The sequence below is a fragment of the Cellulosimicrobium composti genome (assembly GCF_010287905.1).
GTDB classification, from domain to species: domain Bacteria; phylum Actinomycetota; class Actinomycetes; order Actinomycetales; family Cellulomonadaceae; genus Cellulosimicrobium; species Cellulosimicrobium composti.
Genome location: NZ_JAAFAN010000004.1, coordinates 1 through 24,834 on the forward strand (window position 1 = coordinate 1; position 24,834 = coordinate 24,834).

The 24,834-nt window shown below is 76.0% G+C and carries 19 protein-coding genes and 2 tRNA genes; 5 read left to right on the forward strand and 16 right to left on the reverse strand.

Annotated features, from left to right (window positions below):
• The 6 genes from GYH36_RS01630 to GYH36_RS19980 form a co-directional block, all read right to left on the reverse strand.
• Positions 1-985, reverse strand: a 985-nt coding sequence (locus GYH36_RS01630; protein ID WP_162288917.1) for a sigma-70 family RNA polymerase sigma factor, incomplete at its 3' end; no start/stop codon positions are given.
• Between the two features lie 178 nt (positions 986-1,163).
• Entirely contained in the window at positions 1,164-2,609 is a 1,446-nt protein-coding gene (locus GYH36_RS01635; RefSeq protein ID WP_162288918.1) for a ThuA domain-containing protein, read from the reverse strand.
• A gap of 268 nt (positions 2,610-2,877) precedes the next feature.
• Positions 2,878-4,050 carry an RtcB family protein gene (locus GYH36_RS01640; protein WP_115943685.1) on the reverse strand — a complete coding sequence of 391 codons (1,173 nt, stop codon included), beginning with the start codon at positions 4,048-4,050 and terminating at the stop codon, positions 2,878-2,880.
• Between the two features lie 121 nt (positions 4,051-4,171).
• Positions 4,172-4,244 (reverse strand) — tRNA-Gln (locus GYH36_RS01645).
• A 44-nt stretch (positions 4,245-4,288) separates the two neighbouring features.
• Positions 4,289-4,360: transfer RNA gene (locus GYH36_RS01650), tRNA-Arg, on the reverse strand.
• Between the two features lie 153 nt (positions 4,361-4,513).
• Positions 4,514-4,645 (reverse strand): hypothetical protein, encoded by a 132-nt coding sequence (locus GYH36_RS19980; protein WP_256891150.1) that lies wholly within the window; start codon positions 4,643-4,645, stop codon positions 4,514-4,516.
• 455 nt (positions 4,646-5,100) lie between these two features.
• On the opposite strand from GYH36_RS19980, the gene GYH36_RS01655 reads away from it, so the two are divergent.
• From GYH36_RS01655 to GYH36_RS01665, 3 genes are all read left to right on the forward strand, one after another.
• Complete coding sequence (locus GYH36_RS01655; RefSeq protein WP_024840109.1) at positions 5,101-5,925, forward strand: metal-dependent hydrolase; 825 nt, start codon at positions 5,101-5,103, stop codon at positions 5,923-5,925.
• Positions 5,926-6,182: 257 nt separating this feature from the next.
• Complete coding sequence (locus GYH36_RS01660) at positions 6,183-7,115, forward strand: serine protein kinase RIO (protein ID WP_312028458.1); 933 nt, start codon at positions 6,183-6,185, stop codon at positions 7,113-7,115.
• A 50-nt stretch (positions 7,116-7,165) separates the two neighbouring features.
• Complete coding sequence (locus GYH36_RS01665; protein ID WP_162288919.1) at positions 7,166-7,567, forward strand: DUF6841 family protein; 402 nt, start codon at positions 7,166-7,168, stop codon at positions 7,565-7,567.
• A gap of 9 nt (positions 7,568-7,576) precedes the next feature.
• Here the strand turns inward: GYH36_RS01665 and GYH36_RS01670 are convergent, their stop codons facing one another.
• The 4 genes from GYH36_RS01670 to imuA' form a co-directional block, all read right to left on the reverse strand.
• On the reverse strand, positions 7,577-7,858 hold the full coding sequence (locus GYH36_RS01670; RefSeq protein WP_162288920.1) for a hypothetical protein: 282 nt from the start codon (positions 7,856-7,858) through the stop codon (positions 7,577-7,579).
• Positions 7,859-7,955: 97 nt separating this feature from the next.
• Positions 7,956-11,594 (reverse strand): error-prone DNA polymerase, encoded by a 3,639-nt coding sequence (locus GYH36_RS01675; RefSeq protein ID WP_162288921.1) that lies wholly within the window; start codon positions 11,592-11,594, stop codon positions 7,956-7,958.
• Entirely contained in the window at positions 11,587-13,305 is a 1,719-nt protein-coding gene (locus tag GYH36_RS01680; protein ID WP_162288922.1) for a DNA polymerase Y family protein, read from the reverse strand. Before GYH36_RS01680 ends, GYH36_RS01675 begins: the two co-directional genes overlap by 8 nt.
• Positions 13,302-14,354 carry a DnaE2-dependent mutagenesis accessory factor ImuA' gene (imuA', locus tag GYH36_RS19185; protein ID WP_203231481.1) on the reverse strand — a complete coding sequence of 351 codons (1,053 nt, stop codon included), beginning with the start codon at positions 14,352-14,354 and terminating at the stop codon, positions 13,302-13,304. The genes GYH36_RS01680 and imuA' overlap by 4 nt, the downstream gene beginning before the upstream one ends.
• Positions 14,355-14,709: 355 nt before the next feature.
• On the opposite strand from imuA', the gene GYH36_RS01690 reads away from it, so the two are divergent.
• Positions 14,710-15,291 carry a YbaK/EbsC family protein gene (locus tag GYH36_RS01690; RefSeq protein ID WP_024840102.1) on the forward strand — a complete coding sequence of 194 codons (582 nt, stop codon included), beginning with the start codon at positions 14,710-14,712 and terminating at the stop codon, positions 15,289-15,291.
• An 80-nt stretch (positions 15,292-15,371) separates the two neighbouring features.
• On the opposite strand, the gene helR is transcribed toward GYH36_RS01690, so the two are convergent.
• The 6 genes from helR to GYH36_RS01720 all read right to left on the reverse strand — a co-directional run bounded on the left by helR (position 15,372) and on the right by GYH36_RS01720 (position 24,064).
• Positions 15,372-17,624, reverse strand: coding sequence for an RNA polymerase recycling motor ATPase HelR (gene helR / locus GYH36_RS01695; RefSeq protein ID WP_246209117.1), 2,253 nt, complete (start codon positions 17,622-17,624; stop codon positions 15,372-15,374).
• A gap of 189 nt (positions 17,625-17,813) precedes the next feature.
• Positions 17,814-18,803, reverse strand: coding sequence for a siderophore-interacting protein (locus GYH36_RS01700; protein WP_312028459.1), 990 nt, complete (start codon positions 18,801-18,803; stop codon positions 17,814-17,816).
• Positions 18,804-18,883: 80 nt separating this feature from the next.
• A complete protein-coding gene (locus tag GYH36_RS01705; protein WP_312028460.1) occupies positions 18,884-21,064 on the reverse strand; it encodes an iron ABC transporter permease in 2,181 nt (726 codons plus the stop codon).
• A 43-nt stretch (positions 21,065-21,107) separates the two neighbouring features.
• Complete coding sequence (locus tag GYH36_RS01710) at positions 21,108-22,109, reverse strand: ABC transporter substrate-binding protein (RefSeq protein WP_162288923.1); 1,002 nt, start codon at positions 22,107-22,109, stop codon at positions 21,108-21,110.
• Between the two features lie 108 nt (positions 22,110-22,217).
• The gene (locus tag GYH36_RS01715; protein WP_162288924.1) at positions 22,218-23,078 is read right to left on the reverse strand and encodes an ABC transporter ATP-binding protein; all 861 of its coding nucleotides are present in this window, start codon (positions 23,076-23,078) and stop codon (positions 22,218-22,220) included.
• A gap of 83 nt (positions 23,079-23,161) precedes the next feature.
• Positions 23,162-24,064, reverse strand: coding sequence for an endonuclease/exonuclease/phosphatase family protein (locus tag GYH36_RS01720; RefSeq protein WP_312028461.1), 903 nt, complete (start codon positions 24,062-24,064; stop codon positions 23,162-23,164).
• A 61-nt stretch (positions 24,065-24,125) separates the two neighbouring features.
• Here GYH36_RS01720 and GYH36_RS01725 point away from each other — a divergent pair, with 61 nt between their 5' ends.
• Positions 24,126-24,758 (forward strand): nucleotidyltransferase family protein, encoded by a 633-nt coding sequence (locus tag GYH36_RS01725; RefSeq protein WP_162288925.1) that lies wholly within the window; start codon positions 24,126-24,128, stop codon positions 24,756-24,758.
• The last annotated feature ends 76 nt before the right edge of the window (positions 24,759-24,834 follow it).

Sequence of the window (24,834 nt, forward strand, 5' to 3'; positions counted from 1 at the left end):
CCCCCGCGGCGCGGCCGGGCGGCCCGCCCTTGCCGGGGGGGGCGGGGGGGGGGCTCTCCAGCGCGGGGGCGGCGGCCGCGGCGACCACGGGCGCGACCGTGCCCGCCGCGCCGAGCGCCGCGGGGACGCCGAGCACGAGCGGCAGCAGGACGGCGCGCAGTCGCGAGGCGACGTCGTCGACCTCCTCGGCGAGGATCGAGCACGCGAGGCACCCGGTGAGGTGGTCCTCGACGCGGTCGCGCGCCGCGCGGGGCAGCGCGCCGCGCGCGTGGTCGCCGAGCCGCTCCGCCGTCCAACGACACTCGGGCGCGACCGACTCCGTCGTGACGTGCGCCTGGAGCCACTCGCGCCGCAGCCCCTCGCGCGCCCGGTACGCGAGCGCGGCGGTCGCCGACGCGGACAGGCCGAGCAGCGGCGCCGCCTCGCGCGGCTCCATCCCCTCGACCTCGGTGTACCAGAGGACGGTCTGCCAGCGCTCGGGCAGGCGCCGGAACGCGCGCGCCGTGACCGAGCGCTCGAGCACGAGCGCGGTCGCGTCGCGCTCGTCGACGACCTCCGGCACCTCGTCCACGGGGTACGGGTCGGGCGTGCGCGACCACGTCGCGGCGACCGCCCGCAGGGTCGTGTAGAGGTACGGGCGGAACGGGCCCGTCGGCCCGGCGCCGGACTGGAGCGCGTGCAGGACGCGCACGAACGCCTCCTGGAGGAGGTCGTCCGGGTCGTAGGTGGACGTGATCCGGCGCGCCGCCGCACGGCCCGCCCCGGCGTGCCGGTCCCACAGGGTGGCGAACGCCTGGACGTCCCCGCCGCGCACGGCGTCCGCGAGCTCCGCGTCGGACGGACCCGCGTCGGCCGGTGCGCCCTCGGAAATCACCACGCCGTCGGCGGTCGCCGGGTCGTCGGCGGTCGCCGGGTCGTCCGGCCGCGAGTCCGGGGACGGCTCGGTGCCCCCGGTCGGGTGCCCGGTCAGGTGGTGCGCGTGCATGCTCGCCTCTCGTCCGGGGGCGCGGGATCGCCGGCCCCTCGCAGGATGAGACGCGCACGGGACGCGGTCATGACGCGGCGGCGACCCCGGGTGACCGACATCACCCGGGCCGCGGTCCCCCAGCACGACGACGTCGCCCGCCGCACCCGCGAGGGCGCGACGGGCGACGTCGGGAACGTCAGGCCGTGCCCGCGTACGCGAGCGCGATCTCCTCGGTCACGGTCTCGCCGTCGCGCTCGGCGCTCGCCGTGACCGTCACCTCGCCACCGGGGACCTCGACGAGCCGGGTCGCGAACGCCGGGTAGGCGTTCGCGGCGGGCGCGACGCCCGCGAACGACTTCGAGCCGTACGGCGTCGTCACGGTGATGTCGACGGGCGTCTCGTCCTCGTTGAGCACGCGCACCGCGAGGTACTGCTTGCCGCCCATCGTCCGCAGCTCGGCCTCGGCCGCGAGGTCGAGCGACGGGCCGTCGTCGACGAGCCCGGTCTGCCAGTCGACGAGGTCGTCGATCTTCGTCGCGAGCAGCGCGCGGTCGCCCGCCGCCGCCGACAGGTGGTCGACGAGCGCGCGGGCAGCGCCCAGCACCTGGACGGCCGTGGCCGGGTCGCCGTCGTCGGCCGCGGAGCGCGCGCTGCCGAGCAGCGACGCGATCGCGCCGGCGATCACGCTGTCCCCGACCGCCGAGGTGTCGAGCCCGGCGACCATGCCCTCGACCTCGGGGAACGTGACGCAGTTGCCGCCGCCCTCGACCTTGCCCGCGGTCCACTCGATGCCCTTGAGCACGTGCTCGAGGAACAGCGGGTCGGTCCAGGACTCGTCGGTGTGGCCGGCGCCCTCGTACCACGAGCGACCGCCCTCGAAGTTGTGGCACCACGAGATCGGGTGGTCCTCACCCATCGCGCCGTTGCCCGGGGAGTAGGTCGACTCGTCCAGCGTGAGGAGCACGTGGACGTCGTCGCGCGGGTTGGTCGAGTAGTTGTACCACTCGTCGAACCGCTCCCAGACGGCCGGCAGGTGCGCGGTCGACGGGTGCGCGGGGCTCTCGACCCGCATCGTCGCCGTCTGCTGCGCCGGGTGGCTGATGAACCGCGCGCCGCCACCCGTGAGCTCGCTGTACCAGGGCACGGTGTGCATCGTGTCCGTCGCGGCGTGCAGACCGACGTACCCGCCCCCGCCACGGATGTAGCCCTGGAACGCGGCCAGCTCCGCGTCGTCGAGCAGGCGCGGCGTCGCCGGGTTGAGCGAGTTCGTGTTGTCGACCGGCGAGGCGAACACGATGGTCGCGTACTGCGACAGGTTCTCCGCGCTCGTGAACGGCGACGAGTCCATCGTCAGGTCGGGCTGACCGGGCGAGCCGGGTCCCCACCAGCCCGACGAGCTGTTCGGCGGGTCCCACACGTCGACGGTGAACCCGTTCTCCTCACCGAGGTCGATGAGGGCGAGCGTCGTGTCGTCGATGTGCGAGTGCCGGAAGCCGAGCGTCTCGCCGACGACGAGGATCTTGTACTCCTCGTCGTCCGCCGCCGCGGGGACGGCCGCCACGAGCGTCGCTCCCCCGGCGACCGGCAGCGCGACCGCCGCCGCCACCGCCCGTCTGATCGTCGTGCCGCTGAACAAATTCATGCGTGCTTCTCCCTCGTCGTCGAGAGCGCGAGCCGGGCATCCGCTCGCCATCACCGTGGGCAGCCCGGCGGCGCGCGCACTCCTGCGTGCGTGGACGTCGGCTGCTGCCGATGCAGCGAGTTTTGACGGCGGTCGATCAGAAGTCAAGGATTCAACGACACGTGGCGCGCTTCTCACCCGGTCGCCACCACCCGGCCGAGCATGCGGTTCGGGAGCGTCCGTGCACCCGGACACTCCCGAACCGCATGTTCGGTGCGACGAGAAGCGCTCAGCCCTTGACGCAGAGGAGCGTCGTGAGCCGCGCGACGACCTCGACGAGGTCGGACTGCGCGCTGATGACCTCGTCGAGGTCCTTGTACGCGCCCGGGATCTCGTCGAGCACCCCGGCGTCCTTGCGGCACTCGACGCCCGCGGTCTGGGCCGCGAGGTCGTCGAGCGTGAACGTCTTCTTCGCCTTGGTGCGGGACATCCGACGCCCCGCGCCGTGCGACGCCGACCAGTACGACTCCGGGTTCCCGAGCCCGCGCACGACGAACGAGCCGGTGCCCATGGACCCGGGGATCAGGCCGAGGTCGCCCTTTCCCGCCCGGATCGCGCCCTTGCGCGTCACGACGAGCTCCTGGTCGCCCACGCGCTCGACCGCGACGTAGTTGTGGTGGACGTTCACGGCCTCCTCGAACGCGATCTCGCGCCCGGGGAAGGACGCGCGCACCGCGTCCACGACGAGCGTCATCATGACCGCACGGGAGCGTGCCGCGTACTCCTGCGCCCACCACAGGTCGGCGAGGTAGGCGTCCATCTCCGGCGTGCCGCCGAGGAACACGGCGAGCTCACGGTCCACGAGCCCCTGGTTGTGCTCGAGGCGCTTCGCGACCGCCACGTGCTGCTCGGCGAGCGTCTTGCCGATGTTGCGCGACCCCGAGTGGAGCTGGAGCCAGACCTGCCCGTCGGTGTCGGTGCAGAGCTCGGCAAAGTGGTTGCCTCCGCCCAGCGTTCCCAGCTGTCGGCGCGCGCGGCCCTCGATGTCCGACACGCGTGCGTGGAGCCCGGAGAACCGCGACCAGAACGCGTCCGCGCCGCGTGCGACCTCCGCCGGCCCGCGCCCGGAGATCGAGCGCAGGCGGCGCGGGTCCACGGGCTCGTCGTGCGCGTGGAAGCCGACGGGGATCGCCGCCTCGATGCGTGCTCGCACCGGCCCGAGGTCGTCGGGCAGGTCCTCCGCCGTGAGCGACGTGCGGACGCCGATCATGCCGCACCCGATGTCGACGCCGACGGCGTTGGGCGACACCGCGTCACGCATCGCGATGACCGAGCCGACGGTCGCGCCCTTGCCGAGGTGGACGTCCGGCATGACGCGCACCCCCTCGACCCACGGCAGCGCGGCGATGTTGCGCAGCTGCTGCAGCGCGGCGGGCTCGACGGCGTGCTCGTGCGCCCACATGAGGGTGGGCGCCTTCGCCCCCGACAGCGGGACGGGGAACGCGTGGGCCTCGGTGCTCACGGTGCTGACCTCCTCGGGTCGTCCTGACGATCATGACGCCGCCCCGGCGGGGCGACGAGGGTGCGCGCGGGAGGAGTCGAACCTCCGGCGTCCGGCTGCAAGAACCGGTGCTCCGGCCGTGGAGCGACGCGCGCTGGTGCTCCTTAACGTCGAGCAGACGGGACGCGAGGCGTCCAGGTGCCTCCGGAGGGAGTCGAACCCCCGTCTCCGCTTCCGCAGAGCGGCGTCGTGTCCGTCGGACCACGAAGGCAGTGCTTTTCTCCGTAGGCGCACGACAAATGCGCACCGACGGCGAAGAGAACAGAAAGGCAGCACGAGAAATGCACCCCGACCGGGTGCATTCCCGCACAAGAAAAAGGCCGCCCCGGCGATGTCCGGGACGGCCTGTCGTACGACGCTGTGGTCAGACGACAGGACCGCCGGAGTCGCCGGCGAGGAACGAGGACACGCCGAGATACGCCACGGGCAGCACGACGTGCCGCTGCTCGCGGGGCAGCACGGGACGTCGCCGGTCCTGCTGGACGGGTTCGCGCACGGCACTGCTCCTCTCGGTCATGTCGGGGTGGCCCACGCACCGGAATGTCGTCGACCGAGGAAGACCGTACGCGCCTTCGCGCGTCCGCACAACCCCATTTCCAGAATTCATCGGAATTCCCCGGCAACCAGGCCGGTCGCGCTCCGAGGAACGTCGCACGCCTTTCCTCCACGCGTCGAGCAGCCATCTCCGGCGAGGCGCCACCTCGCCCCCGGTCGAGCCACGACGCGACCACCCCCTGCCCCTGCTCGCCAGCGCAGGTGCCGCCGGCCGGGCGCCTCAGCACTGCTTGGCACACTTTTCTCCACGGAGCACGTCGTCGGCGCCCCGGTCGACCCGTCGGCGCTGTCGGCGCTCTCGGCGCTGTCGGCGGCGACCGGTAGGGTTCCGGACGTTCCGGACACACCTCCCGACGCCGACGAACCGCGCGTCACCGACGACAGGAGAACGCCGCCATGATGGGCGCCCACCACGCCGCGACCGGCGCCGCCGCCTGGGTCGCGGTGACGTCCACCGCCCCGTTCGCCCTCGGGTGGCACCCCGTGTCGTCGGTCGGGGTCATGACGGGCGCGGTCGTGTGCGCCGGGGCCGCGCTGCTCCCGGACGCGGACCACCACAACGGGACCTTCGCCCACTCCCTGCCGCCCGTGAGCGAGTGGGTCTCCGACGCGGTCGAGACGGTCTCGGGCGGGCACCGGCAGGGCACGCACTCGTTCCTGGGCATCGCGGTCTTCACCGCGCTCGCCTGGCTCGCCGGGCTCGTCACGGTGGAGACGGAGAGCTTCGGCACGGTCTACGTGGGCGGTGGCCTGCTCGCGGTGCTCCTCGTCGCGCTCGCCCTCAAGGCGCTCAAGCTCACGCGGCGCGGCAAGCTCGTGCCGTGGGCCACGTCGCTGACGATCGCCGTGCTCGTCGCCCTCTTCTCCCCCGAGGAGTGGAACTGGCTGCCCGTCGCCGTCGGGATCGGCGTGACCGTGCACGTCCTCGGCGACGTCCTCACGACGAACGGCGCTCCCCTCCTGTGGCCCGTGAAGATCCGCTCGCCCCGCTGGGTGCGCAGGTCCCTCGTCGTCGACGACGTCTGGCGCCCGAGCGGGAGCTTCGCCGTGCCGCTGCTCGGCTCCACGGGGTCGGTGCGCGAGTGGGTCCTCGCGACGGCCGTCGGGCTCTACGCGACCGTCGGGTTCGTCTGGGCCGCGCTCGACCAGATGGGCTTCGACACCTACGGGACGTACGAGCGCGTGGCGTCCGCGATCCAGGCGCTCGCGACGGGCTCCTGACGCCGCGGGCGCGCCCGCCGTTATTCGCTTGCCGGGCCGCGCGCCCGGGTGGGACGGTCTCAGGACGTCGCCCGCGCCGTCGGGCACCGGAGGAAGGGAGGAACGCCATGAGCTGGACGAGCCACGCTCGCGTGTCCACCACCCCCGGGAGCCCCGACCGCCGCTAGCGGTCCGGACCGTCCGCGACGGTCCGCGCCCCGCCCGCCCGCGAGGCGGCGCGGCGGCGCCGTGCGCTCCCCGCCCGAAGGAGCCCACCCGTGCCCGAGCACGACCCGCCGTACCCCGACCCGTACCTCCCGCCGACGTTCGCGGGAGACCCCCGCACTCCCCCTCCGCGCCGCCTGCGGCGCCACGACGACACGGACGACGCCGGCCCGGTGACCGGTGTGCTCGACGCCGCGCTCGCCGAGGACCAGCGGTGGTCCACGTGGTCCGCCGTCGAGAAGGGCCAGCGCGGGCCCGAGCCGCGACCCGAGTGGGTCGTCACGGCCGACGCGGCCGTCGACACCGAGCTCGGCGTCCTCAAGACCGGCAAGGAGGCGGACGTCTTCCTCGTCGAGCGCGCCGTCCCCGGCGACGACGCGCGGCGCTCGCTGCTCGCCGCGAAGCGCTACCGCGACCTCGACCACCGCGCGTTCCGGCGCGACACCGTCTACACCGAGGACCGGCGCGTGCGCCGCACGCGCGACCGCCGCGCCCTCGACCGCAAGTCCCGCTACGGCCGCCAGGTCGCGGCCGGGCAGTGGGCGGCGGCCGAGTTCGCCGCGCTCGGCGAGCTGTGGTCGGCCGGGGTGCCCGTGCCGTACCCGGTCCAGATCGACGGGAACGAGATCCTCATGGAGTTCGTCGGCACCTCGGACGGCACCGTGCACGAGGCCGCGCCGCGCCTCGCGCGCACGCGTCCCGACGCCGACCTGCTCGCCTCGTGGTGGGACCAGGTCCGCGACGCGATGGCGGTGCTCGCGCGCCTCGGCTACACGCACGGCGACCTGTCGCCGTACAACGTGCTCGCGGACGGGGACCGGCTCGTCGTCATCGACCTGCCGCAGGTCGTCGACCTCGTGGCGAACCCGTTCGGGACCGAGCTGCTCCTGCGCGACTGCCGCACGATGGCCGCCTGGTTCGCCTCGCGCGGTCTCGACGCCGACGCCGACGAGCTCTTCGCGGCGCTGCTCGCGCAGGCGTGGTGAGGGTGCGCGTGCCCCGCGCGCGCCGACGGCGGGCGCGGTAGAACGGGACCATGGAGCCCTCCACCGAGTCCTTCGACGCCGACGACGTCCAGACGTTCCTCACGACCTACGGGGTCGCGCTCTCCACGGGAGACCTCGACACGATCGGCGAGAGCTACGCGTTCCCGGCGCTCGTCGTCGGCACGACGGACTCGGTGCTCCTCACCGACCCCGAGGCGGTCCGGGAGTCGACGGCCGAGCTCGCGCGCGGGTTCCGCGAGCGCGGGCTCGTGGGCGTCGTCGCGCACCTCGTGGGCGTCGAGGAGGTGGGCGACGCGCTCGTGTGGGTGCACGCGCGGTGGAGCTTCCGCGACGAGTACGCGAACGAGCAGGAGGCCCAGGAGGTGCGCTACCTGCTGCGCCGCGCGCGCGACACGTTCGAGGTGTGCGTCGTCGCGCCGGTCGCGTCGTAGGTGCGCGGCTCAGGAGAGCCGGTTGTCCCGGTCCTCCCACGGGGAGCGTGCGGCGGACCGCCGGGTCGCGTCGTCGTCGGGCTGGAGCGCCCGCACCACGAACGACCCTCCGGCGAGCACGATCCCGCCCGTGAACCCGATCTGGAGCACGGTGAGGAGCAGGCCGACGAACCAGGTCCCCGAGAAGGCGTAGGTGAGGTGCGCGAGTCCGACGTTCTGGACGAGCGCCGTCCCCACGGCGAGCCCGATGCCGCTCCAGAACATCGTGCGGGCGTCGAGGCGCGGTGGCATGTCGGTCCTCTCGTCGGTGAGCGGCGTGCGGCGTCCCGACCCGCTGCCGCGCGGGTGCGGGCCCGTCCGGATCGTTCTACCACGCCGGCGCGCCGCGTCAGTGGAAGTCGCGCGACGTCGTCGCGACCTGGAGCGAGAGCGGGGCGAGGTGCTCCGCGACGAGGTTCGTGGCGCCGTCGGCCCGCTCGAGCCGCCCGCGCACGACGAGCGCCGCGGACCCGCGCGCGACCTTCCGGAACCGCTGCCACAGCCCGGGCGAGCACACGACGTTGAGGATGCCCGTCTCGTCCTCGAGCGACAGGAACGTCACGCCCCCGGCGGTCCCGGGGCGCTGGCGGTGCGTGACGACGCCGCCCACGGCGACGCGCGACGACGGGTGGGGTCGCGTGCCGGGCGTCTCGCCCGCGGCGCGCTCCGCCTCGTCGACCTGCTCGATCTCGCGCGACACCGCCACGGCGCCGACGACGGTGAGCACCCCGGCCGCGGTGAGGCCGTCGCGGACGTACTGCGTCGGGTAGGAGTCGGTGGACACGCCCGTGGCCCACACGTCGGCGACGGCGGTCTCGACCTCGGTCATGCCGGGCAGCGCCGGGGCCTCGACGCCGACGCTCACGCCCGGCAGCGTGCCCGGGCCCTCCTGCGCGAGCGCGCCGCCCGCCCACAGCGCCTCGCGCCGCGTCACGCCGAGGCCGTCCGTCGCGCCGGCGGTCGCGAGCCCCTCGAGCTGGGCGGTCGTGAGGTCGACGCGTCGCACGAGGTCGCGCAGGTCGCTGAACGGCCGCCCCTCCCCCGGCGTCCCGCGCGCCGCGACGACGCGCTCGGCCGCGTCCTTGCCGAGCCCGCGCACGCTCGCGAGCCCGAGCCGCACCGCGAGCGTGAGGTCCGGCTCGGGCCCGAACGCGGTGTCGATCCGCACCTCCCCGCCGAACATGCGGTTGTCGCCCGTCCGGCCGCCGGGACGATCGCTGTCCGCATGGTCGGAGGGCGCAGCCGCATGGTCGGCGGGCAGCCGCTCGACCGTCGCCTCGACGTCGGACGCGTTGACGTCGGGGCGCAGCACGGTGACGCCGTGGCGGCGCGCGTCGGCGACGAGCGACTGCGGCGAGTAGAACCCCATGGGCTGCGCCGCGAGCAGCCCCGCGTAGAACGCGGCGGGGTGGTGCACCTTGAGCCACGAGCTCGCGTAGACGAGGAACGCGAACGAGTACGCGTGCGACTCGGGGAACCCGAAGTCGGCGAACGCCTTGAGCTTGTCGTAGATCTGCTCGCGCACGGCCGGGTCGCTCACGCCCCGCTCGCGCATCCCGTCCATGAGGCGCCCGCGCAGCTCCTCCATGCGCTCGACCGACCGCTTGGACCCCATCGCGCGCCGGAGCTGGTCGGACTCCTTCGGGGAGAAGCCCGCGACGTCGATCGCCATCTGCATGAGCTGCTCCTGGAACAGCGGCACGCCGAGCGTCTTGCCGAGCGACTTCTCCAGCAGCGGGTGCAGGAACGTCACCTCCTCCCGGCCCCGCGCCCGGTTGATGTACGGGTGCACGGACCCGCCCTGGATGGGACCCGGGCGGATGAGCGCGACCTCGATGACGATGTCGTAGAACGTCCGGGGTCGCAGGCGCGGGAGCGTCGCCATCTGCGCGCGCGACTCGACCTGGAACACGCCGACGGTGTCGGCCGCGCACAGCAGGTCGTACACCGCCGGGTCGTCCTCGGGCAGCGTGTGCAGCGCGAGGCGCGGCCCGCCCTCGTGCCGCTCCACGAGGTCGAACCCGATGCGCAGCGCCGTGAGCATCCCGAGGCCGAGGAGGTCGAACTTCACGAGCCCCGCGTCCGCGCAGTCCTCCTTGTCCCACTGCAGGACGGTACGGCCCTCCATGCGCGCCCACTCGACGGGGCACACCTCGATGACGGGGCGGTCGCACATGACCATGCCGCCCGAGTGGATGCCCAGGTGCCGCGGGAGGCGCAGCATGCGGTCGGCGAGGTCGAGCACCTCGTCGGGGATCTCGCCCTCCTGCGCGGCCGACGGCGGCCGGTGCGCGGGCACGACGTCGTGCGTGTCGTCCGCGCGCAGGACGTCGCCCTCGTCCACGGCGAGCGGGTCGACGACGCGCGCGCCTCGGCCGGTGAGGTCGGGCGACCAGTCCCGGCTCCCCCACAGCCGCGCCGTCGCGGCGTCCTTGCGGGCGGTGCGCGTCGTGGTCCACGGCACGGCCGGGTCCGGCGACCCGGACGACTTCGCCGCGAGCGCGCGCTCCTTCGCCGCTCGGTCCGCCGCGGGCGACGACGGGTCCGGGCCGCGCAGCGACCCCCAGCGCTCGATGGACTTGCTCCACGCGTCGGCCTGCCCGACGTCGTACCCGAGCGCCCGGGCCGCGTCGCGCACGGCGGACTTGGGCCGGTAGGAGATGACGTTCGCGACCTGCGCGGCGTGCGTGCGCCCGAACGTCCGGTAGACGTGCTGGATGACCTCCTCGCGCCGCGCGGACTCGATGTCGATGTCGATGTCCGGCGGGCCGTCGCGCTCGGGCGCGAGGAAGCGCTCGAACAGCAGGCCGTGCCGCACCGCGTCGACGGCGGTGATGCCGAGCGCGTAGCAGACCGCGGAGTTCGCGGCCGAGCCGCGGCCCTGCGCGAGGATCCCGTTCACCCGGCAGAACTCCACGAGGTCGTAGACGACGAGGAAGTACCCGGGGAAGTGCAGGTCCTCGATGACGCGCAGCTCGTGGTCGATCTGCGCCCACGCGCCCGGAACCGTCTCCCGGTCGCGCGGGCCGTAGCGGTCCTCGGCGCCGCGCCGCACGAGCTCGCGCAGCCACGTGGCCTCCGTGTGCCCGTCCGGCACGGGGTACGGCGGGAGGTCGGGCGCGACGAGCTGCAGGTCGAACGCGCACTCGTCGCCGAGCGCGGCGGCCGTCGCGACGGCCTGCGGGTGCCGGTGGTGGCGCGCGAGCATCTCCGCCGCGGAGCGCAGGTGGGTCGTCGGGGCGCCGGGCAGCCAGCCGTCGAGGTCGTCGAGCGACGAGCGCGCGCGCACGGCCGCGAGCGCCCCGGCGAGGTCGGCGTCGCGCGGGTGGGCGTAGTGCGCGGCGGTCGTCGCGACGAGCGGCAGCCGGGCGTCGGCGGCGAGGTCGGCGAGCGCGGCGTGCAGGTCGGCGTCGCGCGGCTCGTCGGTCGCGGTGATCTCGACGGCCACGTTGTCCGCGCCGAAGAGCGCGACGAGCCGGTCGAGCTCGCGGCGCGCGGCGGCGCGGCCGGACGTGACGAGCGCGCGTCGCACCGCGCCCTTGCGGCACCCGGTGAGCACGAGCCACTGCCCGGCGGCCTCCTCCGCGAGCTGCTCGAGGCGGTAGTCGGCGGCGCCCTTGGTCCCGGTCGCGAGGTGCGCGGTCGCGATCGCGCGCGAGAGGTTGCGGTACCCCTGGGGGCCGCGCGCGAGCGCGAGCAGGTGGGTCGAGCGCGGGTCGGGGACGCCGGTGGGCGGGTCGAGCACGGGGGCGCCGGTCGCGGTGGGCGCGGGCAGGTGGAGCTCGGACCCGAAGATCGTGGGCAGGTGGACCTTGCGCGCGGCCTCCGCGAAGCGCACGACGCCGTACAGGCCGTCGTGGTCGGTGACCGCGAGCGCGGAGAGCCCGAGCCGCGCGCCCTCGGCGGCGAGCTCCTCGGGGTGGGACGCGCCGTCGAGGAAGCTGAACGCGGAGTGCGCGTGGAGCTCGGCGTACCGGGGTTCAGTCATAGAGCCCCTCCACGCTCCAGCGCCCGCGGGCGCTCGCGAGGAGCAGGCCGCGGCCGTCGTCGAGCAGGACCTGGACGTGCACGCGGCGCCGGGGCGCGGGCGTCCACCAGCGCTCGGCGAGCGGCCACGGCCCGGCCCAGTCCACGACGGCGCGCGTGCTGCCCGGTCCCGGCGCCACCGTCCCGTGCGGGGCCGCCGCCGCGCGAGCCCGGGGCGCGTCCTCCTCGGGCGGGGCCGGCCACCGCACGGTCGCGGGCTCACCGCTCATCGCGAGGCGCGCGTCGACGACGACGGGCCGCCCCGCGGCGTCGAGCACGACGACGTCCTGCGGCTCGACGGGCACGAGCGCGGGAGCAGGGCTCGGCAGCGCGCCGGGCCACGGCAGGGCCGGGTCGCGCGGGCGCGCGACGTCCTCCCCGAACGGCACGAGGTGCACGCGGTCGGTCACGTCGCGGCCGCCCTGGACCTGCACGCGCAGGACGGCGTCGCCGCCGAGGATGCCCTGCACGCGCCCGAGCGCGCGGTGGGCGCGCGCGTCCTCGCCGCTCGACGCGCCCCACAGGCGCGGCTGCTCGGCCCCGGCGGGCACGACCTCCTCCGCCGTGAGGGACAGGCTGGCCAGCGGCGCGACGCCCGGGACGACGTCGGCCCCGCCGGGCGAGCCGTGCTCGCCGCCCCGGCGTGCGGCCCGGGCGGCGCGCCCGGCGCGGACGGACGTGGTGGTGAGCCAGCCCTCGAGCTGCCACCGCACCTTGTCCGTGAGGCGCGCCGGGCTCATCGCGCCCGGTCCGTCGAGCCGCCACGTGCGCTCGAGGTCGTCGCCCTCGACGGTCCGCGCCGTGATGCGCAGGCGCCCGGCGACGAGCGAGCGCGCGACGAGCTGGTCGTGCAGGTCCTCGGAGAGCCGGCGCGCGGCGAAGGTCGCGACGTCGACGCGCTCGGCGGGCGGGTCGAGCTCGGCGCTCACCGCGACGTCGGGCTCGACGCGGCGGCGCGCGGGCGGGCGCAGGTCCTCGCCGCGCGCGAGCCGGTGCGCCCACGCGCCGAGGTCGCCGAAGCGTCCCTCGACCGTCGCGGGCGGCAGGGCCGCGAGCGCGCCGAGGGTGCGCACGCCGAGCCGGCCGAGGAGGTCCACGAGCTCGTCGACCGCGACGGCGGCGTCCGGCCGGGCGGTGACGTGCACGAGGTCGCGCGCCGGCCGCGGCGCGAGGAACGCGGCGGAGCGGCCGGGCGGGACGACGGCGGCCTCCCGCGCGGCGAGCACGGCCGCGAGGATGCCGTCGGCGACGCCCACCTGGCTCTCGTGACCGGTGCGCTCGGCGACGCGCGCGACGAGCGCCTCCGCGAGCGCGGCGTCGGACCCGTGGTACCGGCTCGCCCCGGCGGCGGGCAGGAGCAGCAGGCCGGGCCGGGTGATCTCCAGCCCCGCGACGACGGTCTCGGCCGCGAGCGCGACGGGCTCGAACTCGCGGGCGTCACGCGCGTCGTCGACGTCGAGCAGCTCGAGCTCGGGGCAGCACTCACGGGCCCGACGGCGGCGCATGCCGCGGCGCACGCCCTGGGCCCGGGCGGTCGCGGAGACGGCGACGACGCGGCGGCCGTCGTGCGTCGCGGCGGGGACGTGCGCGGGGACGTCGCGCACCGCCATCGCCGCGAGCACCGGCCAGTCCGGCACCCACAGGGCCGCCGTGCGGGTCGGGTGCGGGCTCATCCGACGAGCCGGAGCCGGGAGGGCCGGTCGGGGTCGTCGGCCCGGGCGGGCACGGGACCGCCGGGCACGGCGCGGGGCGCGTCGTCGGCCGCGGGGGGTGCGGCGTCCCGGGCGTCCTGCGCGAGGAACGCGGGCCAGTCGTCGTGGACGAGCGGGAGCTCGACCTCGACCCGCACCGGGCGCGCGGCTCCCCCGCGGCCCGCGCGCTCGACGACGAGGGTGCGGCGCCGCAGCCAGCCCGCCCCGTGGTCCGCGCCGGACCAGGCGCCGCCCGTGACCGTGAGCGCGACGTGCGCGCCCGGCCACGCCGTGGCGGCGACGAGCAGCGCCCCGCGCTCGCGCGCCCGGGCGGCGAGCCGACGACGGTCGGTGTCGGTGAGGGCGGCGTCGGGCCCGACGACCACGACGTCCAGGCCGTCGACGAGCGCCGCGATCGCGAGCGCCGCGTCGGGGCCGGGGCGCGGGACGAGCACGACGCGGTCGAGGTCCGCGCCGGCGTCGGCGGCCGCGAGCAGGCCGACCGCCGGGAAGCCGACCGCGGCGGTCCACGCCCCGGCCCGCGACGGGCGCGCGACGAGCGCGAGCAGGAGGCTCGTCGAGCCGCGCACGGCGAGCACGGTGCCGCGCTGCAGGCCGCCGAGGGGCAGGAGCGGGGCGAGCGCGTCGTGCACCGGCCACACCCGCTCGTCCGGGATCGCGTCCGGGACCGCGCCGTGGCGGCCGCGCGCCCGCGCCGGACGCCCGGCCGGCGCGACAGGGGCGGGCCGGGCTGGCGCCGGCGAGGAGACCTCGGCGAGCGGCACGGCCTCCGCGCGCGGGACGGCGTCGACGAACGGGACGGCGTCGTGGACGGACTCGGCGCACGGGGCGGCGGCCGGCGGGGTGGCGGCCTGCGGGGTGGCGGGCGCGACCGGGCGGTGTCGGCGCACCCCGGTACGTTCTTCGGCGCGGCGCAGGACGGCGCGAGCGCGTGCGGCCTTGTCGGCGGCCGCGACCGTGGTGGCGCCGGTCGCGCCCGCCCGTTCCGCGGGGTCGGCGAGAAGGGTCATCTCGCCTCCCGGTGCTGCTCGGACGGGACGCGCTGCCGCGCGTCGACTGCTGGGGGCGACGCTCTGCACCCACCGCTGTTCGAACAGATGTTCGAACACTTCCAGTGAACGTCCGCCGTCGCGGGGTGTCAACTCCGCAGGTGAGGGCCGTCGGCTTCGTCCGAGATGCCCGGCACAACCCTCGACCACCGCTCGAAGGTTGCCCCCCAACCCTCGACCTCTACCTGAACCTCTCCCCCGCCGAACATGCGGATACCGCCCGTCCGGCGGTCCGTACGGGCCACGACCGCATGTTCGACAGGGAGCAGACGCATGTTCGGCGCACAGGGCCGCGACGGGATGGCAGGCTGTCGCCATGGACGACCGCACGACCCTCCCCACGCTCGGCTCGCTCGTCTGGGAGCCGGCGCTCGACCACCTCGACCTCGTCGCCCCCGTCACCGCCGACGCGCTGCGCCGGTGGGCCGACGCCGACCCGGACGTCGCCGCGCTCGTGGCCGTGACGGAGATCGACCCCGACCTCGCGGACACCGCGACGCTCAACGCCGCGTTCGACCTGCCCGTCGAGGCGTCGGCGAACTGCGTCGTCGTGGGCGGCGCGCGGGCGGGCGACGAGCGCGTCGCCGCCGCCGTGGTCCGCGCGCACACGCGCGCCGACGTCAACACGCGCATCCGCAAGCTGCTCGACGTGCGCAAGGCGTCCTTCCTGCCGACCGACCGCGCGACGGCGGAGTCCGGCATGGAATACGGCGGCATCACGCCCGTGGGGCTGCCCGCGGGGTGGCGCGTGCTCGTCGACGCGCGCGTCGTGACCGACGGTGCCCTCGCGCTCGTCGGCAGCGGCGTGCGACGCTCCAAGCTCCTGCTCCCCGGCGACCTGCTCGGGCGTCTGCCGGGCGTCGAGGTCGTCGAGGACCTCGCGGTCCCCGTCGCCTGACCGGGTCCCGGCACCGACAGGCCCGGGGGCCGCGGTGCCGCGCGACCCCCGGGCCGGTCGTCAGCCCGTGATGCGGGTCGTCAGCCGTCGAGGACGACGAGCTGCTGCGTCGCGCGCGTCATCGCGACGTAGCGGTCCACGGCGCCCTCGACGCCGTCGCCGAACCGTTGCGGCTCCACGAGCACGACGAGGTCGAACTCGAGGCCCTTGGCCGTCTCGGGCGTGAGCACCCGTACGCGCGACGACCCGGACGCGTCCGCGCCGAGCGTCGCGGAGACCGTCTCGGCCGCGGCGGACTCCGCGACCCCGATCACGCACGCCGTGCCGTCCGCGTGCTCGGCGAGCCACGCGTCGAGCACCGCGCCGAGGTCCGCGACCGCCCCGTGCGCGACGGGCACGCCCGTGCTGCGCACGGACGTCGGCACGTTGGCGTCCGGGACCGCGGCCCGGATGACGGGCTCGGCGGCCGCCATGATCTCGCACGGCGTGCGGTAGCTGACGCTCAGCGAGGACTCCGCGACCCGCTCGAACCCGACGCGCTCCAGCCGCTCGCGCCACCCTTCCGCGAACCCGTGGCGCGCCTGCGCGCGGTCCCCGACGACGGTGACGCTGCGCGACGGGCAGCGACCGAGCACCATCTGCCACTCGGCGTCGGTGAGCTCCTGCGCCTCGTCGACGACGACGTGCGCGAACGGCCCCGCGAGGCGGTCCGGCGTCGCGACGACGAGCGCGCCGTCGTCCACCAGCGCGTCGCGCAGGTCCTGGCCGCGCAGCATCTGCATGATCCCGAGCTCGCTGTCGTCGGTCGCGACGAGGTGGTCCACGACGTCGTCCATGCGCGCGCGCTCCGCCGCCGCCGCGGCCTCGTTGCGGCGCCGCCGCCGTGACGCCTCCGGGTCGCCGAGGCGACGGCGCGCGGCGTCGAGCAGCGGCAGGTCCGCCGTCGTCCACGCAGTCGCGTCCTCGCGCTGGAGCGCGCGCACCTGCTCGGGCGTGAGCGACGGCGCGCACAGGCGCAGGTAGGCGGGCACGGACCACAGGTCGGCCACGAGGTCGGTCGGCTCGACGACCGGCCACGCGCGGTCGAACGCGGCGCCGAGCCCGCGGTGGCTCCGCAGGGCGCGGCGGACGTCGTCCGGCGCCACGTCCACACCGTCCTCCGTGGCTCCCCCGCAGGCCTTGTCCACGAGGATCTCCACGAGCGCGCCCCACACGTCGTCGCGCGCCTCGTTGTGCGGGGTGCCCGGGTCGACCGACCCGAAGGCCTCCGCCCAGTCGGCCGTCGAGAGCCAGACGTCGGCCCACGGCGTCTCGACCTCCATCCCCTCCGTCGGCGGGCGCTCCGAGAAGCGCACCGCGGGCTCGATCGCGGCCACGAGGTCTGCCGACGCCTTGAGCCGGGCCACCTCGGAGTCGGTCTCCTCGCGCGCCGTCGCGCCCTCGGGGACGAGGTCGCGCAGCGTGCACGTCCGCACGCCCTCCTCGCCGAGGCCCGGCAGCACGTCGGCCACGTACGCGAGGTACGGGCGGCTCGGACCCACGACGAGCACGCCCCCGTGCCCGCCGCCCACGTGCGGGTCGGCGTACAGCAGGTAGGCGGCACGGTGCAGCGCCACGACCGTCTTGCCCGTGCCGGGGCCGCCGTCGACGACGAGGGCGCCGCGGGAGCCCGCGCGCACGATCGCGTCCTGGTCGGCCTGGATCGTGCCGAGCACGTCGCGCATCCGCGGCGACCGGCTCGCGCCGAGGCTCGCGACGAACGCCGACTGGTCGTCGAGCGCCGCGCTCGACCCGGCACCGCCCGGCACGAGCTCCTCGTCCCAGTAGTCGGTCACGCGCCCGCGCGTCCAGCGGTAGCGACGCCGCGCCACGAGCCCGAGCGGCTGCGCGGGCGTCGCGGCGAAGTACGGCTCGGCGGCGGGCGAGCGCCAGTCCACGAGCAGCCGCTCGCCGTCCGGGTCGGTGAGGCCCACGCGGCCCACGTAGACGACCGAGCCGTCGGCGAACGTCATGCGGCCCAGGCACAGGTCCACGCCGTAGCGCTGCAGGAGGCGCAGCCGCCCGCTGAGCCGGTGGACCTCCTGGTCGCGCTCGAGCGCCTCCGTCCCGCTGCCGCCCGGTGCGCGGCGCGTCGCGGCGAGGCGCTGCTCGAGGTCGGCGACGGAGTGCTCGAGGCTCGCGGCGATCGCCGCGAAGTGGCGCTCGTCGACGGCGACGAGCGCAGGGTCGGCCTTCGCGGCGAGGCGGGCCGGGAGGTCGAACACCGGGGAGCCGGTGGTCGTGGTGGCGGCGGTGGTGCGGTCGGCGGTCACGGGGGCGTCGGGCAACGTCATCAGCTCCGGTCCGGTCCTGCGGGGACGCGCAGGCCGGGACGGCCCGCGCTGGAGCGGTGATTCTGCGCCCCGGAGGGGGCCTTGCCGCAAGACCCCCCGTGCGCTATACGTTGAAGAGGGAGGTCGGGAGACCTCCCTCTCTCGTGCGCCGGGACCGCGGCCGGTGCCGCGTCGGCGTCCCGGGGCGCGTCAGCTCTCGGCGCGGCCCTCGCGCCAGTAGCCCATGAACGCGACGGCCCGGCGGTCGACGCCGAGGTCGGCGACGAGGTGGCGTCGCAGGGTCTTGATGACGCTCGCCTCGCCCGCGAGCCACGCGTACAGGACGGTCTCCTCGTCGAGCAGGCCCGGGACCTCCCAGAGGACCGCCGCGTCGACGTCGACGTCCTCGAGGTCCTCCGCGGTGCGGCACTGGGTGGGCGGGTCGGTGCCGAGGACGCCGGCGCCGAGGATGCGCTCGGCGGCTTCCTTGACGGCCGGGACGAGGCGCGAGCCGTGCGCGGCCCGGGGGCCGCCGGGGACGTCGTCGCGCGCGAGGAACGTCACGCGGACGCCGGGGGGCGCCACGAGGTCGCGTGCGTCGCCGACGTGCGGCACCTCGACGTAGACCTCGCCCCACGCGTCGGCGGGCAGGTCCTCGCAGATCGCGGCGATCGCGGGCAGCGCGGTCTCGTCGCCCGCGAGCAGGAGCGCGTGCGGGCGCGTGGGCGGGCGGAACTCGATGCCGCCGACGGGGCCGTCGAACGACGCGTCGGGGCCGAGCAGGACGAGCGGCGTGCCGACCTCGGCGGCGAGCGCCCAGCGCGACGCGGGGCCGGCGTCGCCGTGCAGCACGACGTCCACGTCGACCTCGCGCGCCTCGGGGCGCACTGCGACGGTCGTGTAGGTGCGCAGCGGGTTGCGCCGCTCCTCCGGCTGGTCGCGCCACGCGGCGTACCAGGCGTCGGCGTCGCGCACGAGGTGCTCGTAGCCGCCGTCGGGCGCGGGGAGCACGAACTTGATCCGCACGTCGAGACCCGGGTCGCCGAAGAGGTCGAGCTCCGGTCCGGTGAAGGTGAACCGGCGGACGCTGGGCGAGATCTGCTCGACCCGCGCGACCTCGACGTCGAAGAAGCGCCAGGGCGCGGTCGCCCGGGCGGGACGACGGGCGCGGGTGCGGGGTGCGACGACGGTCAGGCTCACACAGGTGAGGCTAACCTACGCGACCCGAGGCGGGTCAACCCGTCCCGGCCCCTGGACGGCCACCGGTCCGGTGATCCGCGTCACGCTCCGCGGCCGCGGCTGCGCCACAGCAGGTACACGAAGTACGGCGCGCCGAGCAGGGCGGTCCCGAGGCCCGCGGGGATCTGCCCCGGCGCGATGACGACCCGCCCGAGCGTGTCCGCCACGGAGACGAGGAGCGCGCCGAGCAGCATCGCGACGGGCACGACGCGCGCGTGCCGGGCGCCCACGAGGGCGCGCGCGGCGTGCGGCGCGACGAGCCCCACGAACGCGAGCGCACCGATCGCGCACACCGCAGCGGCGGTGAGGAGCGCCGCGACGCCGAGCAGGAGGAGTCGCGTGCGGTCGAGCGCGATGCCGAGGACGCGTGGCGTGTCGTCGTCGAGCGCCAGGACGTCGAGGTCGCGGCGGAGCACGGCCGTGAGCGGCGTGAGCACGACGAGCGCCGCGGCGACGGGGACGAGCTGCTCGAGCGTGCGCCCGTACGTGGAGCCCGAGAGCCACGTGAGCGCGAGGTTGACGTCCCAGGGCGCGACGACCACCACGAGGAGCGTGATGAGCGCCATGACCCCGGCCTGGGCGCCGATGCCGATGAGGACGAGCCGGTCCGAGCTCAGCCCGCCGCGGTACGACAGCCCGTAGACGAGCCCGAACACGGCGAACGCGCCGACCACCGCGGCGGCCGACATGGGCCAGATGCCGACCCCGGGGACGAGGAGGATCATCGTCACGGCGCCGAGCCCGGCACCCGAGGTCACGCCGAGCAGGCTGGGCTCCGCGAGCGGGTTGCGGCACACGGCCTGCACGATCGTGCCCGCGAGCGCGAGCGCGGCCCCGGCGAGCAGCGCGGCGAGGACGCGCGGGAAGCGCTGGTCGAGGACGAACGTCAGGTGGCGGCCCGCCGCACCCGTCCACCAGTTCGCGACGTCGCCGAGCAGCACGACCCGGTCGCCGAGCAGGAGCCCCGCGACGGCGGCGGCCGCGACCGCGGCGGACAGCACGACGACGACCACGAGCACGGCACGCCGCGAGCGCGGACGGCTCAGCGCGCCGTGGCCACCACGCGAGGACGCGGGACCGGAGTCGCGCAGGCGGCGGGCGAGCCAGATGAGGAGGGTCGCACCGAGGACGGTCGTCACGATGCCGGTCGGGACGGCGATCGAGAGCGTGCCCGGGAGCAGGAGCCGCAGCAGCACGTCGGCCCCGAGGACGACGACCACGCCGGTCACGGCGGCGAACGGCAGGAGCAGCACGTGCCGCCCGAGCCCGGGCACGCGCCGCGCGACGAGGCGCGCGACGACGGGCGCCGCGAGCCCGACGAACCCGACCGGTCCGGCCACGGTCACGGCGATGGCCGCGAGCAGCACGGCGACGAGCACCGCCACCACGCGCGTGCGGCGCACGTCGACGCCGAGCACGGTCGCGGCGTCGTCGCCGAGCCCGAGCAGGTCGAGACGGCGCGCGAGGACGAGGGCGGCGAGCACGCCGACCACGACGACCGGCGTCGCGAGCGTCACCGTGCGCGTGCCGGACTGGACGATCGAGCCGCTCCCCCACGCGAACAGGCCGATGGTCTCCTGCTCGAACAGCACGAGCAGGACCGTCGTCAGGGAGTGCAGGGCGAGCATGATGGCCGAGCCCGCGAGCACGAGCCGCGTGGGCCCGTCCGCGCCGCCGCGCGCGAGGACGAGCACGAGGCCGGCGGCGACGAGCCCGCCGGCGAACGCGATCCCGCCCTGGAGGTAGAACGGGACGGAGACGCCGAACGCCGCGACGACGACGACCGAGAGGTACGCGCCCGCGTTGACCGCGAGCGTGTCCGGCGACGCGAGCGGGTTGCGCGCCACGGACTGGAGCACGGCGCCCGCGACGCCGAGCGCGACGCCCAGCAGGAGCCCCGCGAGGAGCCGCGGCACGCGCGAGGCGACGAGGACGGCGACCGTCTGGTCGACGCCCTCGCCGCCCGTGACGAGGCGCAGCAGGTCGAGCGCGCCGACGTCCGCGGTGCCCTGCGTGAGGTGCACCGCGGCGAGCACGGCCGCGACGACGACGGCCACGACGAACGCCCCCACGATCCCGAGGCGCGACGAACGCCGCGGCGGGGACGTCGTCGGGCCCTCCGGGGTGCCCGCGGCCGCGCCGCCCGTGGGGACGACGGCCGGGGCCGGGTCCTCCAGGAGGAGGGTGTCCGGCTCCGCCGTCGTGCGCTCTCGCCTCGTCACCGTGCTCGTCAGCCTTCTCGTCGTCGTGCCCCGGGCGGGTGCGTCAGGCCGCGGAGAGCGCGTCGGCGACCGCGTCGGCGTACGCGGCGGCGGACAGCGGGCCGCCGAACATCCAGATGCCGTCGGGCAGGCGGTGCACGTCACCGGCCGCGACGAACGGCAGCTGCTCCCACACGGCGTTGCCCGCGAGGCCGTCGGCGAACGGGTCCGCCTCGGAGTCGCTCGCGGCGTAGAGGAACTGCACGTCGCCGAGCCGGGTCAGGCCCTCGACGTCGGTCTGGGCGAGCCCGTAGTCCGGGTCGCCGCCCTCGGTCCAGGCGTTGACGAGCCCGAGCTCCTCGCCGATCGCGCCGAAGAACGAGCCCGGCGTGTACATGCGGATCGAGACGGCGCCGTTCGCGATCCAGCCGTCCGCCATGGTGAACTCCGCGCCGGCGAGACCGGCCTCGTCGAGCGCCGCGGCGGCCTCGGCGATCTTCGTGTCGTACGTCTCGAGCGCCGCGGCGGCCTCGTCCTCGCGACCGGTGACCGTGCCGAGCGTCTCGACCGTGGAGCGCATGTAGCCGATCGGGTCCTCGGCGTCGGAGCCGCGGAGCGCGAGCACGGGCGCGACCTCCTCGATCTGCGCGATGACGTTCTCCGGCACGTCCGTCGTCGTGACGACGAGGTCCGGCTCGAGCGCGGAGATCGCGTCGAGGCTCGGCTCGCCGCGCATGCCGACGTCGGGAGTGCTCTCGTCGATCGGCGCGACCGTGTTCCACGTGTTGTAGCCCGCGACGTCGGCCTGGCCTGCGGGCTCGACGCCCAGCGCGACGAGGTTCTCCGTGAGGCCCCACTCGAGCGAGACGACGTCGGTCGCCGGGGCGTCGAGGGTGTGCTCGCCGCGCTCGTCGGTGTAGGTGACGGGCCCCGACGCCGCGTCGGACGTCGCACCGTCCGCCGTGTCGTCGGCGGCCGGGTCCTCCGTCGTGCCGCACGCGGTGAGCGCGAGCGCCGTGGCGAGCGCGAGGGCGCCGGCGGCGAGGGAGCGGGTGGTCGAGCGCATGGGTGTCCTTCGGTTCGGTCGGTGCCCGGGCGCGTCGGGGCGGCCGTGGGCCGCGCGTCCGCGCCGGGCGGTGGGTGGTGCGAGAGGTGCGTCGGTGGTCGTGCGGCGTCAGACGAGGACGGCGGCGTCGAGGCGCGCCGCGTGCCGCCCGAGCGGCTCGCAGCACGTGCGACCCGTGAGCGGGTGCGTGTAGACGTCCACGTGGATGCCGTACACCTCGGTGAGGAGCTCGGACGTGAGGACCTCGTCCGCGGGCCCGGTGGCGCGTACGACGCCGCGGTGCAGCAGGACGACGTGGTCGGCGACGGCGGCCGCCTGGTTGAGGTCGTGCAGGACGACGCCCACGGCCACGCCGTGCTGCGTCGCGAGGTCGCGCACGAGGTCGAGCAGCTCGACCTGGTAGCGCAGGTCGAGGTACGTCGTGGGCTCGTCGAGCAGGAGGACCCGGGTGTCCTGCGCGAGGCACGTCGCGAGCCACACGCGCTGCAGCTCGCCGCCCGAGAGCTCGTCGACACCGCGGTCGGCCATCGCCGTGATGCCCGTGACGTCCATGGCGTGCGCGATCGCGCGGGGGCCGTCGGGGTCGTTCGAGCGGAAGCGCCCGCGGTACGGGTGGCGACCGTAGGCGACGACGTCGCGCACGCTCACGCCCGACGGCGTGGGGCGGCTCTGCGACAGGAGCGTCACGCGCCGCGCGAAGTCCTTGGCGTGCAGCGCGAGCGCGTCCGGCGCGTCGTCGAGGGCGACGGTCCCGGCGTCGGGCCGGTGCAGGCGGGCGAGCGAGCGTAGGAGCGTCGACTTGCCCGAGCCGTTGGGCCCGATGAGCGCGGTGACGGCCCCGGGCGCGAGGTCCAGCGCCGCGCCGTGCACCACGGTGCGCGCGTCGTAGGACAGCCGCAGGTCGTGCCCGGCGAGCGCCGGGGCGACGGGCGCCCCTGCCGTCCGCGGGGCAACTGAGGTTCGACTCACATAGGTGAGGCTAATCTATGCCGCGGGGTCGGAACCAGCCCCTCCCGCACACCTGTGACGCGGTTCACGCGGGCTCGGCGGCCTCAGCCCTCGGTCGCGCGCGACGCCCGACGGCGCGGCTCGGCCGTCCCGGCCGTGGCGGGCGGGCGGTCCTCGTCGGCCGCGTGCGCGCGGGTCGGGGACGCGTGGTGCTCGCCGCCGAGCGCGACCGGGACGACGAGCGCGCGGTGGTCCGACAGGCCCGTGTCGACCGCGACGGCGGGCGCGGTCGCGCGCACGGGTCCGTGGGCGAGCACGTGGTCGAGCTGGCGCGACGGCTCCCCCACCGGGAACGTCGGCGCGGACGCGAGCGGGCGCCAGCCGCTCGTGCGGGCCGCCTGCGGGGACTCGACGTTGAGGTCCCCCAGGAGCACCACGGGCTCGCCCTCGGGCACCTCCTCGACGAGCGAGCGCGTGAGCCGCACGAGCTGCGTGAGGTTGCGCCCCGGCACGAACGTCAGGTGCGTGCACGCGAGCGTCAGCCGCCCGCCGGGCGCGTCGACCTGGGCGACGAGCGCCGCGCGCGGCTCGTCGCGCACGAGCGTCGGCAGCCGTCGTCCCGGGAAGCGGACCGGCACGCGCGTGCGCGGCGCCGGGAGCAGCACGGTGCGCCACGCGGTCACCGGGAACCGGCTCACGACGGCGATCCCGTACGCCGCGCGGCCCGGCTGGTGCTCGCCCGTGGGCGCGGTCCACACGCCCGGCTCGCCCACGAGCGTCGCGACGAACCGGTGGTCCACCGCGCCCGCCGCCTCCGCCGCCACGGCCGTGAGGTCGGCGCGGTGCGAGCGCGGCTGGTCGCGGTCGACCTCCTGGAGCGCGAGCACGTCGGCGTCGAGGTCGCGCACGGCGCGGGCGAACCGGTCGACGTCGACGCGGTCGTCGGCGAGCGACCGTCCGTGGAGGATGTTGAACGTCGCGAGGCGCACCCTCACGATTCTGGGCACGCCGGCTCGCCGTCGCACGCCGCGGCGTGCCAGCGCACCGCGGCTGGTGTAGACCCGGTGCATGGTGGACGACCGGGACGCCCTGCACGACGGGCTGCGCATGACCGCCGCGGCGCTCGCCGAGGCCGAGATCCCGCACGCGCTCGTCGGCGGGTACGCCGCGTGGGCGCGCGGTGCGCCGGAGCCGAGCCACGACGCCGACTTCGCGATCCGCGAGGTCGACGTGGACCGCGCGCGCGAGGTCCTGCGCGCCGCCGGGCTCGAGATCACGGAGCCGACGGAGAACTGGCTGTTCAAGGCGTACCACGGGGGCGAGCTCATCGACGTCCTGTACCGGATGGTCGGCGAGCCGATCGACGACGAGCTCCTGGCCCGCACCGACGAGATCGAGGTGCTCGCGGTGCGCATGCCCGTGCTGTCCGCGACGGAGATCATGACGTCGAAGCTCCGGGTCGTGGGCGAGCACTACTGCGACTTCTCGCGCCTGCTGCCCGTCGCGCGTGCGATGCGCGAGCAGATCGACTGGGTCGAGGTGCGCGAGCGGGTGGACGACAACCCGTACGCGCGCGCCTTCCTCTTCCTCCTCGACGAGCTGGGGGTCGTCGGGGCGGAGGCGATGCAGGACGACTCGCTCGGGTCCGGGGGCAGGGCCGCGGGTCCGGCGTCCGGGGACCCGTCGAGCCCGCTCGAGTGACCGCAACCCGGATCGGCGAGGCGACCGATCCGCGCGGCGCGACCGTTCGGCGCGCGAGCGAGCGCGACCCCGCCCA